This is a genomic window from Vogesella margarita, assembly GCF_028548475.1.
Lineage (GTDB): Bacteria > Pseudomonadota > Gammaproteobacteria > Burkholderiales > Chromobacteriaceae > Vogesella > Vogesella margarita.
On sequence record NZ_JAQQLE010000005.1, the window covers coordinates 42,163 to 57,101 of the forward strand.

Consider the following 14,939-nt stretch of genomic DNA (forward strand, 5'->3'; position numbering starts at 1 on the left):
GCGGTTCCGGCATGGTGCGGGGCAACATGCCCGGCAGCAGAGGCCGATTGTAGCGCCGAACCGGCGCACGCGTCGCCGTCCGGCGGGGCAATGTCGTACAATGGCGGGCATTTCCAGCCCCGCCCCGTATAAAGCCATGAGCCAATTCCGTATTGCCCCGTCCCTGCTGTCCGCCGATTTCGCCCGCCTGGGCGAGGAAGTCCGCAATGTGATCGCCGCCGGCGCCGACATCATCCACTTCGACGTGATGGACAACCACTATGTGCCGAACCTGACCATCGGCCCGCTGGTGTGCGAGGCGATCCGTCCGCACACCACCGCCCCGATCGACGTGCACCTGATGGTGACCCCGGTCGACGCACTGGCCGCCAGCTTCGCCAAGGCCGGCGCCGACATCATCACCTTCCACCCGGAAGCGTCGCACCACATCGACCGCACCCTGGGCCTGATCAAGGACGCCGGCTGCAAGGCTGGCCTGGTGCTGAACCCGGCCACCTCGCTGTCCCACCTCGACCACGTGATGGACAAGCTGGACATGATCCTGCTGATGTCGGTCAACCCCGGCTTCGGCGGCCAGAAGTTCATTCCGCAGACGCTGGACAAGGTGCGCGCGGTACGCCAGCGCATCGACGAGTACACCGCCAAGTACGGCGGCGAGATCTGGCTGGAGGTGGACGGCGGCGTGAAGGTCGACAACATCGCCGAGATCGCCGCCGCCGGCGCCGACACCTTTGTTGCCGGCAGCGCCATCTACGGCCAGCCGGACTACAAGGCGGTGATCGACGCGATGCGTGCCGAACTGGCCAAGGTTGGCCGCAAGTGAACGGCTACGTCGTCACCGGCGCCTCGCGCGGGCTGGGTGCGGCGCTCACCGCGCAGCTATTGCGTGACGGTGGCCACGTGGTCGCCGTCGCGCGCGACTGCAGCGCGCTGCCGGAACACCCGCAGCTGATCACGCTGGATGCCGACCTGACCGACAGCAGCCTGCTGCCGCTAGTCATGGAACGTGCGCTGGCGGCGCTGGGCGACTGTGACAGCCTGACGCTGATCAACAACGCCGGCACGGTGCAGCCGATCGCGCAGGTCGGCGCCTATCCGCCCGGCGTGGCGGAGACGGCCATCGCACTGAACCTGACCGCGCCGCTGCTGCTGTGCGACGCCTTTGTCGCGCACAGCGCCGGCCACGGCGGCGTGCGCCGCGTGCTGAACATCTCCTCCGGCGCCGCAGCCAACCCTTACCCCGGCTGGAGCGTGTACTGCGCCAGCAAGGCCGGCGTCGACCACTTCACCCGCACCCTGGCCGCCGAACAGCAAGGCGTCGCCAGGCCAGTGCTGGCGGTGTCGCTGTATCCCGGCGTGATCGACACCGGCATGCAGGGCGAGATCCGCGCCGCCGATCCGGCGCAGTTTCCGCACAAGCCGCGCTTCGACGCGCTGAAGGCCGACGGCCAGCTGACGTCGCCCGCCGCCGCCGCGGCGGCGATTGTCGCCTACCTGCACAGCGCAGCCTTCGGCAGCGTGCCGGTGCTGGACATCCGCCAGCTGTAGGCGCCCCCTGACCCTGCGTTACGCCGCCGTACTGCGTGTCCTGTCCGCATCGGCGCTACGCCGTCATGGCACACAAGGTTGGCCGCAATGCAAAACAGCCCGTCACGATGTGACGGGCTGTTTTGCTGTTGCCGCCTTACTGGGCGCGGGCGACCGGCTTCGGCTTGCGCTTCGCCACCGGCTTGGCCTGCTTGGCTGGTTTGGCCGGCTTCTTGACCGCCGGCGCCGCGGCAACGGCCTCCTCTGCCGCTTGCGCCGCCTCGTCCACCGCCACCTCGTCGTCGCCCTCGACCGCATCCTCCCCCTCATCGGCAGGATGCTTGCCGCCCAGCCACGACGGCGGCGTGAGATCGGTGAAGCTCACTACATTGTTCGCCGTCGGCTGCATGCTGAACACCGGCTGCTCGTGGTTGCTCAGGCGCAACGTGGACGCCACCGTCACCGCCAGTTCCTTCTCTTTCGGCATCGAGAACTCGCGCAGCTCGCTGACGCCCAGCAGCTTGCCGCTGCGGCTGACCAGCAGGTCGGTCTGCGAGCTGGTCTGCAGTTCTTCCTGCGACGCGTCCAGCAGCGGGCCGACGGCGGTGGCGAATTCCTCCACCTCCTTCTGGTGCTCGCCGGCGTGACGGCGTGCCAGCTGCAGGAATTCCTGCACCGCCTGCTTGCTCATCTTCGCCTCGGCCAGCGGGTCCAGCGTCAGGCGGATGCGGTAGCTGGCGCCGGCTTTGCGCGCCGCCTCGTCCAGCGGCTGGAAGGTGTAGGCCTTGCTGTCGATGGCGGCGTAGATGTTCTTCGCCACCTGTGGCAGCTCCGCCAGCACCGCGTCTATCGGCAGCTTCTTCACCTTGTCCTGTGGCGCCTGGAACATCACGTACTTGCCCTTGTGCTCACCACGCAGCGCCGGGATCGCCAGATCCAGCACCGAGGCGTCCACCCACAGCGTCAGCGTGTTCAGCTCGGCCAGCATCGGCAGGCGCAGCCAGGTCTCGGCGTTCGGCCGGCTGAAGCGGAAGGTCGGCGTCATCTCGACACGGCTCTTGCTCATGTCCACCGCGCCGCGCAGCTCCAGGCTGAACGATCTGGCCACTTCGCCAATCACGTCGCCTTCCACCAGGCTTTCCACCTTGCCCGGCAGGCGGATGGCCTTGACGCGCACCTCGCCGTCGAAGTTGTAGCGCGCCAGCCGCGCGTTCTGTTCGATGGTTTGGATCGCCGCCGCGTCTGCGGTCTTGTTGGCCAGCGGCGACGCGCAGCCGCCCAGCATCAGGCCGGATAGCGTCACGGCAACAGCCAGTGCACGAGGTTTCATGATGTCCTTTCGATGGAAGCCGCCGGCCATGCCGGTGCGACAAAACCGTCCATGCTACTGATTTGTCATTTACGCGGCAAGCAAGGCATGGCGGTGGCGGGCGCGGCTTCCGGTATAATCGATCCCCATCTTCAACCCGTGGCGCCCGCCGTCACGACACCGTCCGCCCTCGCCGAACCATGAATCTGACACATATCAAGGCCGTCGCCTTCGACCTCGACGGCACCCTGGTCGACTCCATCGCCGACCTCGCCGCCAGCGCCAACGCCATGCGCGCCGAACTGGGCCTCGCCCCGCTGGCCGCCGAACGCATCCAGTCCCACGTCGGCGACGGCGTCGCCAGCCTGGTGCACCGCGCACTGACCGACGAACGCGACGGCCAAGCCGACGCGGCGCTGTGGGAACGAGGTTTCACCTTCTTCATCCAGCACTACCACCGCCACCTGACCGTGCACACCCGCATGTACCCCGGCGCCGCCGAAGGCCTCAAGCTGCTGCACGGCTTCGGCCTGCCGCTGGTGGTGGTCACCAACAAGTCCGAACGGCTGGCCGTGCCGCTGCTGGCGCAACTGGGCATCGACAGCGCCTTCAGCCTGATCCTCGGCGGCGACAGCCTGCCCGAGAAAAAACCGTCGCCGCTGCCGCTGCAGCATGTCGCCGAGGTGCTGGGCATCACGCCGCAGCAGATCGTCATGGTCGGCGATTCGGAAAACGACGTGCTGTGCGCCCGCGCCGCCGGCAGCGCCGCCGTGGCCGTCAGCTACGGCTACCGCGATGCGGCCAACCTGCACGCCGACCTGGTGATCGACAGCCTGGTCGAGCTGTTCGCGCTGCTGAAAAAATCCGCCGAAGTACCGCAAAACCTGCGCGTATAAGAACGTGTTCACGATCTAGCGAGCTAGAGCGAGACAAGGCGAAAACGGCTGAGGAAGCGGAATTTACAAGTAGTAAATGAGCATTCCGAAGCCGTTTTTAACGCCGTATCGCCGACGCGCAGCAGATCGTGAACAGGTTCTAAGCGCGGCCACGCCTGCTACCTCTGTACGGCGCAGGCGTTTTTGCGCAAGAATAGCCGTTCCGTTTACGCATCCACACTTGATAAAGCCTGCATCATGAGATTCCAGCCCGATCGTGCCAGTTGGCGATGGCGACGCTAGACGCCGCCCCGCCCCGCTCCTTTTGACCTGACACCCTGGAACGATCATGACACCACAACAATTCTCCGAACTGGCCAGCGCAGGCTACAACCGCATCCCCGTCACCCTCGAACTGTTCGCCGACCTCGACACCCCGCTGTCGGTGTACCTGAAGCTGGCCAACCAGCCCTACTCCTACCTGCTGGAATCGGTGGTCGGCGGCGAACGCTCCGGCCGCTACTCCTTCATCGGCCTGCCGGCCACCACCCGGCTGCGGGTGCAGGGCACGGGCGTGCAGGTGGAATACGGTGACAAGGTGATCGAGCGCCACGAAGGCGACCCGCTCGCCTTCATCGAGGCCTTCAGCCAGCGCTTCCACACCCCGCCTATCGCCGGACTGCCGCGCTTTACCGGCGGCCTGGTCGGCTACTTCGGCTACGACACCGTGCGCTACGTCGAGAAAAGGTTGGCCGCCACGCAAAAGCCGGACCCGGTCGGCACCCCCGACATCCTGCTGATGCTGTCGGAAGAGCTGGCGGTGGTCGACAACCTGTCCGGCAAGCTGTACCTGGTGGTGTACGCCGATCCGGCGGTGCCGAACGCGCTGCAGAAGGCCAACGCCCGCCTCGGCCAGCTGCGCAGCAAGCTGCGCGAGCCGGTGGCCATCCCGCTGTCGCTGCCGTCGGTTGCCACCGAGGCGGTGTCGGAATACGGCGAGGACGCGTTCAAGCAGGCGGTCAGCGATGCCAAGAACTACATTCTCGACGGCGACATCATGCAGGTGGTGCTGGCGCAGCGGCTGAGCATGCCGTTCGCCGAATCGCCGCTGGCGCTGTACCGCGCGCTGCGCAGCCTGAACCCGTCGCCGTACATGTTCTTCTACCACTTCGACGATTTCCACGTCGTCGGCGCCTCGCCGGAAATCCTGGTGCGCCGCGAGAACGACACCGTGACCGTGCGCCCGATCGCCGGCACCCGCCCGCGCGGCAAGACGCGCGAAGAGGACCTGGCGCTGGCGGAAGACCTGCTGGCCGATCCGAAGGAAATCGCCGAGCACGTGATGCTGATGGACCTCGGCCGCAACGACGTTGGCCGCGTCGCCGACACCGGCAGCGTGGCGATCACCGAGAACATGATCATCGAACGCTACTCGCACGTGATGCACATCGTGTCCAGTGTCGAGGGCAAGGTGCAGCCCGACGTCTCCAATATCGACATCCTGAAGGCCACCTTCCCCGCCGGCACCCTGTCCGGCGCGCCGAAGGTGCGCGCGATGGAAATCATCGACGAGTTCGAGCCGACCAAGCGCGGCGTGTACGGCGGCGCCGTCGGTTATCTGGGCTTTACCGGCGACATGGACCTGGCGATCGCGATCCGCACCGCGGTGATCAAGAACGAGGTGCTGTACGTGCAGTCCGGCGCCGGCGTGGTGGCGGACTCGGTGCCGGAATCGGAATGGCTGGAAACGCAGAACAAGGCGCGCGCGGTGATCCGGGCCGCCGAGCTGGTGCAGCACGGCCTCGACGCCTGATTCACATCCGCTGAAAAACACTGCGGCCAACCTTGTCACAAGGTTGGCCGCAATGCATTTCAGGGCAGGCGTTGCGGCATGTCCGGCCAGCGGGCGTAGCGCTGCTCGATGCCGTGCCAGCTGCCGTCGCGCTTGAGCATGGTCAGCGCCTGCCGCAGCTGCTGCACCACGCCGGCATCCAGCTTGCGGTTGCAGGCCAGGTACAGGTTGACACGGTTGAAGGCCAGCACCGGCTGGATGCGCGCGCCCAGCTGCCGCTGCAGCAGCAGGCCGTTGGCGGTGAAACGGTCGCTGGCCCACAGGTCGATGCGGTGCTGCAGCAGCTTGTCGATGTTGTCGCGGTCCTGCGGTGCGGCGTCGACCTTCATATCGTGCTCGCGCAGATAGCTGTCGCGCACGTCGCCGTAATAGGTGCCGATGCGCAGGTGGCGCACGTCGTCGAGACGGTAAAACGGGATGAAACGACCGCGCAGCGCGTACAGCGTCCACTCGCTGTGCGTCAGTGGCCCGATCCACTGGAACAGCGCCTCGCGCTCCGGCGTACGCGTGACCGAGAACAGGCAGGATTCCGGCGTTGCCAGCACCGTGTTGTAGGCGCGCTGCCACGGATAGGCGCGCAGCCGGTACGGCAGATTGGCCTGACGCAGCATCGCGATCACCTTGTCGGCGACAAAGCCGGTGACTTGTTGCTCGCGTTCGATCTGGTACGGTGGAAAGTGTTCGGTGGCAATCAGCAGGCTGCCGGCGCTGGCCAGCTTGGCCGTGGCCAGCAGCAAGGTCAAAATCAGGCGCATGGCAACCATCTGGCAGAATGAAATCGGCGGCAAAGATAGCAGAAAGCCTGTCACAAAGAATTATTTTTTTCTTAAATACGGCGACATATTTGGTCACTGTGGCAGTGACACCACCAGGCACGCCGCCAAAGCGCCCGCAACCCATCCGGACCGGCCGGATTCAGCTCATCAGCCACTCGCGCAGGTACTCGCGCGCCTGGCGCAGCTGCGGCCCGGCCAGCAGCGTGATGCGCTGCGATTCGGCGCGGCCGACCTCGCTTTCGGTGGGCACGTACAGGCTGGCCAGCATCGCCCTGGCGTGCAGGCCGCCCAGGCCGGCGACGCTGTTGAGCTTGAACAGGTTTTCCAGCCCCACGCCTCGCTGCTGGAAGCTGGTGGGCGCGGCGGTCTTGCACTCGATCAGGTACAGCTGGTTGTTGCACAGGATCGCCACGTCGTACTCGTTCTCGACATTGCGATGGCTGATCTTGACGCCGACGGCGGCGTCGCTGACCGGCAGGATCTGCGCCAGCTCGGCCACCTGCGACAGCAGCCACACCTCCAGCCAGCCGCCGGCCAGAAAGAAGCGCGCCCGCGCATCGAGGCAGCGCATGTGGCCGCTGTCGCGGAATTCCACCATGCCGCTGGCCAGCAGCCAGTCGTACAGCACGTGCTCGCCGCTGGACAGCGGATGCTGGCTGAACTGCTCGTCGTCCAGGTCGTTGCACAGCCGGTTGAGCAGCGACAGCGACTTCGGCCGCAGCGCCGCGTGTTCGGCCAGATCGCGTGCCAGCTGCTCGTGGCGCGGGCTGCGCCGCTCCAGCCGGTAGTGGATGGCGAGGATGCGGCTGCCGTAGAGCGCGAAGTACGCCTCCAGCGACAAGCCCTCGGCGATCTCGGTACCGCTGTGCAGGCGGCTGTTCTCGCCGCCGAGCAGCCAGATCAGTCGGTCGCGCTCGTGCTCCACCGCCATCAGCGGCAGCCGGTGTTCGCGCGCCAGGTCGTAGGCCAGCGCCGCCTGCACCGGCGACGCGGCACTGATATTGAAGCAGACCCCGCTTTGCACCAGCTCCTGCAGGCGCTGCCGCAGCGCCAGCGGCTGGCTGTCCGCCGGCAGCGTCTCCACCGCCGCGTTCAGGTGCAGCTTGTTGCAGACCCCGACAATATCGAAGGCGAGATCGAGATGACCGCGGTGGCACAGCAGCGTCACCCGGTCGATCTCGAAGCGCGCGTCCAGCGCCGGGGTAATGATGTCGCTGACGACATGGTCAACAAAGGCGAGCAGGTGCACGGGGAGCGCCCTTCAGGGAATGGTCTCCCTGATTCTAGACGCAAGCCGTCACCCTGTCCGCGTCGCCGGCCGCATGCGGCCATGCGGCCAAGGTTGGCCGCAGGCAGCAACGCTCAGCGCAGGAAGGCCAGCGCCGGCACGCGGCGCAGCAGCAGCCAGTCCAGCAGCAGGATGACGACAAAGGATGCGCCTACCAGCGGGAAGACCACGCCCAGCGCCAGCATGATCAGCAGCGCGCCCCGCCATAGCGGGGTGTCCGGCGCGTCGGCGGGTGCCCCCAGGCGGCCGGCCGGCTTGCGCTGCCACCACATGACGAGGCCGCTGACGCTGCCCAGCAGCACCAGCAGGCAGATGGCCGCCATCAGCAACTGGTTGGCGAGGCCGAAGAACTTGCCTTCGTGGGCCACCACGCCGAACTCCACCACCCTGGGCACCAGCGCGTAATCCTTGAAACGGATGTCGGCCAGTACCTTGCCGCTGTACTGGTCGATGTGCAGCGTGGCCTCGTTGCGCGGATCGTCCGGGAATACCGACACCGTGAATACGCCCTCGTCGCCGTCCGGCAGCGCGATGTTGTAGCCCGGCACCACGCCACGGGCGTTGGCGGTGTCCACCACCTGCTGCAGCGCGACCTGCGGCGTGGCCGCCTGCACTGCCGCACCCTTATGCGCGGCGTGCGGATCGGTGGACTTGGGCAGCGGCATCGGCTCTACCGCCCACGGCACGACTTTCTCCTCGGTGCTGTTCAGGCTCAGCGCCTTCCGGTCCGACCTGGGCACGTCGTCCCACATCTGCGCCGGGAACTGGCTCCACACCGCGGCAAACTTCGCGCCCCACAAGCCGGTCCAGGCCAGGCCGGACAGCAGCATGAACAGCAGGAAGATCGCGCTCCAGAAGCCGGTCACGGCGTGGATGTCACGCCAGAAGGCGCGGCCGCCGGCGCTGAAGCGCGGCCAGAACACCGCCAGCTTGCCGCGCCCGCGCGGCCACCACAGGTAGAGGCCGGACACCAGCAGCACCAGCGCCCAGCTGCAAGCCAGCTCGATCAGGTAATCGCCAGGCTTGCCCGCCAGCAACTCGCCGTGCAGCTTCAGCATGATGGCCTGCAGGTTGTTGTTCTCGTCCAGCGTGCCCAGCACCTTGCCCTGGTACGGGTCCACGTACACGCCCAGCCTGGCGTCGGCGGTCTTGACGATGATCTTGGCACTGCGATCCGGCGCCGCCGGCGGCTGGTAGCGCAGCACGCTGGCATCCGGGTACTGCGCTTTCACCGCCGCCACCAGGTGGTCGGCCGGGTGCGCCGGGGTGCTGGCGGCCGGCACGTTGAGCAGGCTGCCGTACATCATCTGATCCAGCTGCGGCTTGAACAGGTAGACCATGCCGGTGATGGCCAGCATGATCATGAACGGGGCCACCAGCAGGCCGGCATAGAAATGCCAGCGCCAGGCCACCGTGTAGTAGCGGGGGGTCTTCTTTTCGGCAATGACGGCCATCATCGTTCTCGGTGAGGGGGAAGGCCGGCATTGTTAAGGTTGGCCGCAACGGCCACAAGGCGGTGCGACACTATGTCGCAGCCGCGCTCAGGCGCAGCGCGACGCCTGCCGCTGCCGCCGGATATCGGCTACCAGCGCGGCCAGATGGGTGAAGCCGTCCTGCCAGCGGGTGTGGCCGGAGGCGGTGTTGACATGGCCGGCGTCGCGCAGCCAGTGCAGCGGGCTTTGCCACAGCGCCGCCATCCGCGCACTGCGCAGCGGCAGACTGAACGGATCGCTGTCGCTGGCCACCACCCGCGCCGGGAACGGCAGTGCCTCTTCCGGCAAAGGCGCAAACGGCTGCAGTGCGGCCGGGGCACTGGCACGCTCGACGTCCGCCGGCGCCACCAGCAACGCACCGGCAAGCCGGTTGCCGTAGCGCGCCGCGTAGTGCGCCACCGCGGCGCAACCCAGGCTGTGCGCGATCACGATCACCGGCTGCGTGGCGGCGGCCACCGCCGCGTCCAGCGCCGCCAGCCAGTCGTCCAGCTGCGGCGTCTGCCAGTCGTGGTTGGCCACCCGCGTGGCGGCCAACGTTTGCTGCCAGTGGCTCTGCCAGTGCTCGGGGCCGGAATTGTTCCAGCCCGGCTGGATGATGTAGTCGAAGCCGGAAAAATCGTGCGCCATGCTGCTGCCCCCAAAGTGTGGAAAGATTCTGCCGTCACCTTAACCGCGCCCCTATATTTCCAAAAATAATCAATTATTGTTTTGTTATTCTTTTTGGAAATACAAAAGCCGGCAGCGCCCGATGCCGATCTGCTAAAATCGCAGACTGCCTTGGTGCTTCGCCGGCGCATGCCGGCAAGTTAAACGGGAAACAGGTGAGACCTGTGCTGCCCCCGCAACGGTGCGTTTCTATGGTCCAGCGGCCCTGCCGTCACGACCGCCCTGCCCATCGCCACTGTGAGTCATCACGGGAAGGCGGGCAGACGGCGAAACCAGCCCGGATACCGGCCACGGCGAACGCGCGCACTGCCCGGCAGTGCGTCCCGACACATGCTGCGGAGGGCGGCATCCGGTCAGATGGCTGATCCGTGCGCCTGACGCCTGCCCCTTCCGCGATTCCGATATCGCGCCCATGTCCCACAGCCTGACGCTGGACCGCCCGCTGCGCGGCGCCCTGCGCTTACCCACCCTGCCCCTGTTGACGCTGCTGGCGCTGCTCAGCGGCGGCAGCCTGCTGCTCGCCTGCGGCAGCGGCTCCATCGCGCTTGGCGCCGGCGAGCTGTGGCTGGCCGCCAGCGGCCACGGCAGCACACTTGCCGACACCCTGCTCAGCCTGCGCCTGGAGAGGGCGCTGACCGCCTGGGTCACCGGCGCCTCGCTGGCGCTGGCCGGCGTGCTGATGCAGTCGCTGCTGCGCAATCCGCTGGCCGATCCTTACGTGATGGGCGTCTCCGGCGGCGCCTCGGTCGGCGCGCTGCTGGCGCTGTGGCTGGGGCTGGCGCTGTGGCAGGTAGACAGCGCCGCCGTCGCCGGCGCGCTGACGCTGTCGGCGCTGCTGTTCCTGCTGGCGCGCCGCGATTTCGCGCGCAGCAGCGGCACGGTGCTGCTGCTGCTCACCGGCGTGCTGCTGTCCGCCGCCTGCGGCGCACTGATCTCGCTGCTGCTCACCATCGCGCCGGACGCGCAATTGCGCGGCATGGTGTTCTGGCTGGTCGGCGATATCGCCGGTACGCCGCTGCGTCCGTGGCCGTGGCTGGTACTGCTGCCGGCCGCGCTGCTGGCGTGGTGGCAGGCGCCGGCGATCAACCTGCTGGCGCTGCACGGCGACCACGCGCTGACGCTGGGCGTGCCGGTGGCCACGTTGCGCCGCCTGCTGCTGGTGCTGGCCGCGGTGCTGACCGCCAGCGCCGTCAGCCAGGGCGGCAGCATCGGCTTCGTCGGCCTGATGGTGCCGCACGCCTGCCGCCTGCTGTGCGGGCCGGACCTGCGCCGGCTGATCCCCGCCGCCGTGCTGAGCGGCGCCGCGCTGCTGGTGCTGGCCGACACCCTGGCGCGCACCGTCGTCGCGCCGATGCAGCTGCCAGTCGGCGTGCTGACCGCGCTCCTGGGCGTGCCGGTGCTGTTCTGGCAGCTGCAACGTACCCGCCGGAGGCTAGCCTGATGCTGCACTGTGACCAGCTCACCCTTCGCCAGGGCCGCCGCACGCTGCTGCAGCCACTGGATTGGCAAGTCCGCGCCGGCGAATGCTGGTGGATCGCCGGCCGCAACGGCTGCGGCAAGAGCACGCTGCTGGCCACGCTGGCCGCGCTGCGCTGCGCCGACGGCGGCCACATCCGCCTCTGCGGCCAACCCTTGTCGCAGCTGACGCCGCGCCAGCGCGCGCAACGCCTCGCCCTGCTGCCGCAGGCCAGCCACGACGCCTTTGACTACGCGGTGCAAGACGCCGTCGCCGCCGCGCGCTTTGCCTGGCCGGACGCTGGCGACAAGACGCAACGCGTCGCCGCAGCGCTGGATGCCTTCGATCTCGGCCGCCTCGCGACGCGGCCGCTGCAGGCGCTGTCCGGCGGAGAGCGTCAACGCGTGGCGCTCGCCAGCGTGATGGCGCAGGACGCGCCGCTGATCCTGCTCGACGAGCCGTCCAATTCGCTCGACCTCGCCCATCAGGCCGCGCTGCAACAGCAGATCGGCCGCTGGCGTGCCGAGGGCAAGGCGGTGCTGCTGGTCAGCCACGACCTGCAGCTGGCCCCGGCCTGCGCCAGCCACGCGCTGCTGCTCGACGAGCACGGCGCGCACCGCCAGTACCCGCTGGCCGAACTTGGCGCCGAACACCTCGCCGCCGTGCTCGGCTATCCGCTAACCCGACTCCACCACGCAGGCCACCCCTGCTTTTTACCCGGACACCCATCATGAGCCACACCGAAGACCAAGGCCGCACCGAGCGCCACAACGGGCGCATGGCGCGCAAGAAAGAAATCATGGACGCCAAGATCGCCGCCGCCGACCAGCACCGCGGCGTGTTCATCGTCAACTGCGGCAACGGCAAGGGCAAAAGCTCCAGCGGCTTCGGCATGGTGATGCGCGGCCTCGGCCACGAGATGCAGGTCGGCGTGGTGCAGTTCATCAAGGGCGCCATGTCCACTGGCGAAGAGCGCTTCCTGCGCCGCTTCCCCGACGAGGTGCAGTTCCACGCGATGGGCGAGGGCTACACCTGGAACACGCAGGACCGCGAGCGCGACGTCGCCCGCGCCGGCGAGGCCTGGGACAAGGCTCGCGCCATGCTGCAAGACGAGAGCATCGGCCTCGTGCTGCTGGACGAGCTGAACATCGCGCTGAAGTACAAGTACCTCGACGTGGAGCAGGTACTGGCCGACATCGCCGCGCGCCCGCCACAGCAGCACGTGATCGTCACCGGCCGCGGCGCGCCGCAGGCCGTCATCGACGCTGCCGACACCGTCACCGAGATGACGCTGGTCAAGCACGCGTTTGCCGCCGGCATCGCCGCGCAACCGGGCATTGAGTGGTAACACCCCGACAAACCATCACGCCGGCCCTGTTTCGGCGCAAGGTTGGCCGCAACCGCATTGCGGCCAACCTTGCCGGCCATCACCATCGTGCTGGCAACGGCACACCCATGCGTGGCCTGCCCCGCCCATCGAAATGAAAGCAAGCCCATGAGCTGCAAAGCCCTCCTCCTCTCCGCCATCGCCTCCGGCCAGGGCAAGACCACCGTCACCGCGGCCCTCGCCCGCAAGCTCGCGCGCGCCGGCCAGCGGGTGCGCGTGTTCAAGACCGGCCCCGACTTCATCGACCCGATGCTGCTGGCCGCCGCCAGCGGCAGCAATGTGGACGTGCTGGACCTGTGGATGTGCACCGAGGCGCAGTGTCACGCGCTGCTGGCCGAGGCGGCGCGGGAGTGTGACTACCTCCTGATCGAGGGCGTGATGGGGCTGTACGACGGCAAGCCGTCCAGCGCCGATCTGGCCCGCCACTTCGGTGTGCCGGTGCTGGCGGTGCTGGACTGCTCGGCGATGGTCGGCACCGCGCTGGCCATCGCCCGCGGCCTGCGCGATCACGGCCAGCTGCCGTGGGCGGGGATGCTGGCCAACCGCGTCGCAAGCACAGGCCACGCCGACATGATCCGCGCCTGCGGCACGCCGGATCTGCCGGTGGTCGGCCACCTGCCACGACAGACCGAGTCGCTGCCGGAGCGCCACCTCGGCCTGCACCTGCCGTCCGAGCTGCCCGATCTCGCCGCGCGGCTGGACGCGCTGGCCGACGCGCTGCAGCTGGACGACGCGGTGCTGGCGGCGCTGCCCGAGTTTGCGCCGGCAGCGCAAGCGCAGCCGGCCTTGCCGCCACTGCTGGCCGGCAAAACCATCGCCATCGCCCGCGACGCGGCGTTCGCCTTCCTCTACCCGGCCAACCTGCGCACGCTGACCGGCATGGGCGCGACGCTCGCCTTCTTCTCGCCGCTGGCCGACGAGGCCATTCCGGCCGGCGCCGACGCCGTCTGGCTGCCCGGCGGCTATCCGGAGCTGCACGCCGACACCCTTGCGGCCAACCTTGGCTGGCAAGCCAGCCTCAAGCACGCCGTCGCCGCCGGCACGCCGGTCTGGGCGGAGTGCGGCGGCATGATGGCGCTGACGGAAAACCTCACGGACACCGACGGCCAAAGCCACACTATGGCCGGCATACTGCCCGGCAGCGTGTGCATGGGCAAGAAACTGGCCGCGCTGGGCAGCCAGGCCTGGCCCACTGCCGCCGGCGAACTGCGCGGCCACACCTTCCACTACTCCAGCTTCGACACGCCGCTGGCACCGCAGGCGCACTGCCAGCGCAAGGACGGACGCGTCGGCGGCGAGGCGGTGTACCGCCACGGCAGCGTGCAGGCCTCGTACTTCCACGCCTACTTCGCCAGCAACCCGGCCGCCGCCGCCGCGCTGTTCCTGCCACCATGCGGGGCAGCACCATGCTGAGTGTCGCCGCGCCGATGGCAGCGGCGCTGCTGCTCGACCGTCTGCTGGGCGAGCCGCACCGCCTTCACCCGCTGGTCGGCTTCGGTAATGCGGCCAAGCTGCTGGAGAAAACGCTCAACGTTGGCCGCAGCCGCCTGCTGCGCGGCCTGCTGGCCTGGGCGCTGCTGGTGCTGCCGCTGCCGCTGGCCCTGTTCTGGCTGCTGGCGCAACTGCCGGCGCCGGCGGCCGCCGCCCTCAGCGTGGCGGTGCTGTACTTCACCCTCGGCCGGCAGAGCCTGCTGGAGCACACCCGCCCCATCGGCGCGGCGCTGCTGGTCGGCGATCTGCCGCAGGCGCGCGCACTGGCCAGTCGCATCGTCAGCCGCGAGCTGCGCGACGCCGACGAGGCCGCCGTCACCCGCGCCGCCGCCGAATCGCTACTGGAAAACGGCCACGACGCGGTATTCGGTGCGCTGTTCTGGTTTGCCGTCGGCGGCGCGCCGGCCGCACTGGCGTTCCGCCTCGCCAACACCCTCGACGCGATGTGGGGCTACCGCAACCCGCGTTTCGAGCGCTTCGGCAAGGTCGCCGCCCGCGCCGACGACGTGCTCGGCTTTGTGCCGGCACGGCTGACCGCGCTGGCCTACGCGCTGGCCGGCCACACCCGCCTCGCGCTGCGCTGCTGGCGCACACAGGCACCGCAGTGGGATAGCCCCAACGCCGGCCCGGTGATGGCCGCCGGCGCCGGTGCACTGGCGATCCGCCTGGGCGGTGCAGCCACCTATCACGGCCAGCTGGAAAAGCGCCCCACCCTGGGCGATGGCACCACGCCCGCCGCCGCCGACATCGCCCGCGCCGCGCAACTGATGGACCGCGCCATAGTGCTATGGCTACTGCTGGCGTTGCCTTGCTAAAGGA

General features: G+C 68.4%; 14 protein-coding genes and 1 riboswitch. Of the genes, 9 read left to right on the forward strand and 5 right to left on the reverse strand.

Features of this window, described 5'->3' with window-relative positions; genetic code table 11:
• The first annotated feature begins 136 nt into the window (after positions 1-136).
• Both rpe and PQU96_RS07700 read left to right on the forward strand, forming a co-directional pair.
• Positions 137-823 carry a ribulose-phosphate 3-epimerase gene (rpe, locus tag PQU96_RS07695; protein ID WP_272771705.1) on the forward strand — a complete coding sequence of 229 codons (687 nt, stop codon included), beginning with the start codon at positions 137-139 and terminating at the stop codon, positions 821-823.
• Positions 820-1,548: an SDR family NAD(P)-dependent oxidoreductase gene (locus PQU96_RS07700; protein WP_272771706.1), complete on the forward strand. Its 729-nt coding sequence runs from the start codon at positions 820-822 to the stop codon at positions 1,546-1,548. The genes rpe and PQU96_RS07700 overlap by 4 nt, the downstream gene beginning before the upstream one ends.
• A gap of 136 nt (positions 1,549-1,684) precedes the next feature.
• Here PQU96_RS07700 and PQU96_RS07705 read toward each other — a convergent pair whose 3' ends face one another.
• The gene (locus PQU96_RS07705; protein WP_272771707.1) at positions 1,685-2,857 is read right to left on the reverse strand and encodes a hypothetical protein; all 1,173 of its coding nucleotides are present in this window, start codon (positions 2,855-2,857) and stop codon (positions 1,685-1,687) included.
• Between the two features lie 179 nt (positions 2,858-3,036).
• Here PQU96_RS07705 and PQU96_RS07710 point away from each other — a divergent pair, with 179 nt between their 5' ends.
• A complete protein-coding gene (locus PQU96_RS07710; RefSeq protein ID WP_272771708.1) occupies positions 3,037-3,732 on the forward strand; it encodes a phosphoglycolate phosphatase in 696 nt (231 codons plus the stop codon).
• A gap of 325 nt (positions 3,733-4,057) precedes the next feature.
• Positions 4,058-5,524, forward strand: coding sequence for an anthranilate synthase component I (gene trpE, locus PQU96_RS07715; protein WP_272771735.1), 1,467 nt, complete (start codon positions 4,058-4,060; stop codon positions 5,522-5,524).
• A gap of 59 nt (positions 5,525-5,583) precedes the next feature.
• On the opposite strand, the gene PQU96_RS07720 is transcribed toward trpE, so the two are convergent.
• The 4 genes from PQU96_RS07720 to PQU96_RS07735 form a co-directional block, all read right to left on the reverse strand.
• Positions 5,584-6,318 (reverse strand): substrate-binding periplasmic protein, encoded by a 735-nt coding sequence (locus tag PQU96_RS07720; RefSeq protein WP_272771709.1) that lies wholly within the window; start codon positions 6,316-6,318, stop codon positions 5,584-5,586.
• A gap of 160 nt (positions 6,319-6,478) precedes the next feature.
• A complete protein-coding gene (locus PQU96_RS07725; RefSeq protein WP_272771710.1) occupies positions 6,479-7,588 on the reverse strand; it encodes a Card1-like endonuclease domain-containing protein in 1,110 nt (369 codons plus the stop codon).
• Positions 7,589-7,701: 113 nt separating this feature from the next.
• Complete coding sequence (locus PQU96_RS07730) at positions 7,702-9,084, reverse strand: PepSY-associated TM helix domain-containing protein (RefSeq protein WP_272771712.1); 1,383 nt, start codon at positions 9,082-9,084, stop codon at positions 7,702-7,704.
• 84 nt (positions 9,085-9,168) lie between these two features.
• Positions 9,169-9,747: an RBBP9/YdeN family alpha/beta hydrolase gene (locus PQU96_RS07735; protein WP_272771714.1), complete on the reverse strand. Its 579-nt coding sequence runs from the start codon at positions 9,745-9,747 to the stop codon at positions 9,169-9,171.
• Positions 9,748-9,881: 134 nt separating this feature from the next.
• A riboswitch (cobalamin riboswitch) is annotated at positions 9,882-10,093 on the forward strand.
• A gap of 105 nt (positions 10,094-10,198) precedes the next feature.
• On the opposite strand from PQU96_RS07735, the gene PQU96_RS07740 reads away from it, so the two are divergent.
• From PQU96_RS07740 to cbiB, 5 genes are all read left to right on the forward strand, one after another.
• Positions 10,199-11,227 (forward strand): FecCD family ABC transporter permease, encoded by a 1,029-nt coding sequence (locus tag PQU96_RS07740; protein WP_272771715.1) that lies wholly within the window; start codon positions 10,199-10,201, stop codon positions 11,225-11,227.
• The gene (locus tag PQU96_RS07745) at positions 11,227-11,976 is read left to right on the forward strand and encodes an ABC transporter ATP-binding protein (RefSeq protein ID WP_272771717.1); all 750 of its coding nucleotides are present in this window, start codon (positions 11,227-11,229) and stop codon (positions 11,974-11,976) included. Before PQU96_RS07740 ends, PQU96_RS07745 begins: the two co-directional genes overlap by 1 nt.
• Positions 11,973-12,590, forward strand: a complete 618-nt coding sequence (gene cobO / locus PQU96_RS07750) for a cob(I)yrinic acid a,c-diamide adenosyltransferase (protein WP_272771718.1) — start codon at positions 11,973-11,975, stop codon at positions 12,588-12,590. Before PQU96_RS07745 ends, cobO begins: the two co-directional genes overlap by 4 nt.
• A 147-nt stretch (positions 12,591-12,737) precedes the next feature.
• A complete protein-coding gene (locus tag PQU96_RS07755) occupies positions 12,738-14,042 on the forward strand; it encodes a cobyrinic acid a,c-diamide synthase CobB (RefSeq protein ID WP_272771719.1) in 1,305 nt (434 codons plus the stop codon).
• Positions 14,036-14,935, forward strand: coding sequence for an adenosylcobinamide-phosphate synthase CbiB (cbiB, locus tag PQU96_RS07760; RefSeq protein ID WP_272771720.1), 900 nt, complete (start codon positions 14,036-14,038; stop codon positions 14,933-14,935). Before PQU96_RS07755 ends, cbiB begins: the two co-directional genes overlap by 7 nt.
• Positions 14,936-14,939: the final 4 nt, after the last annotated feature.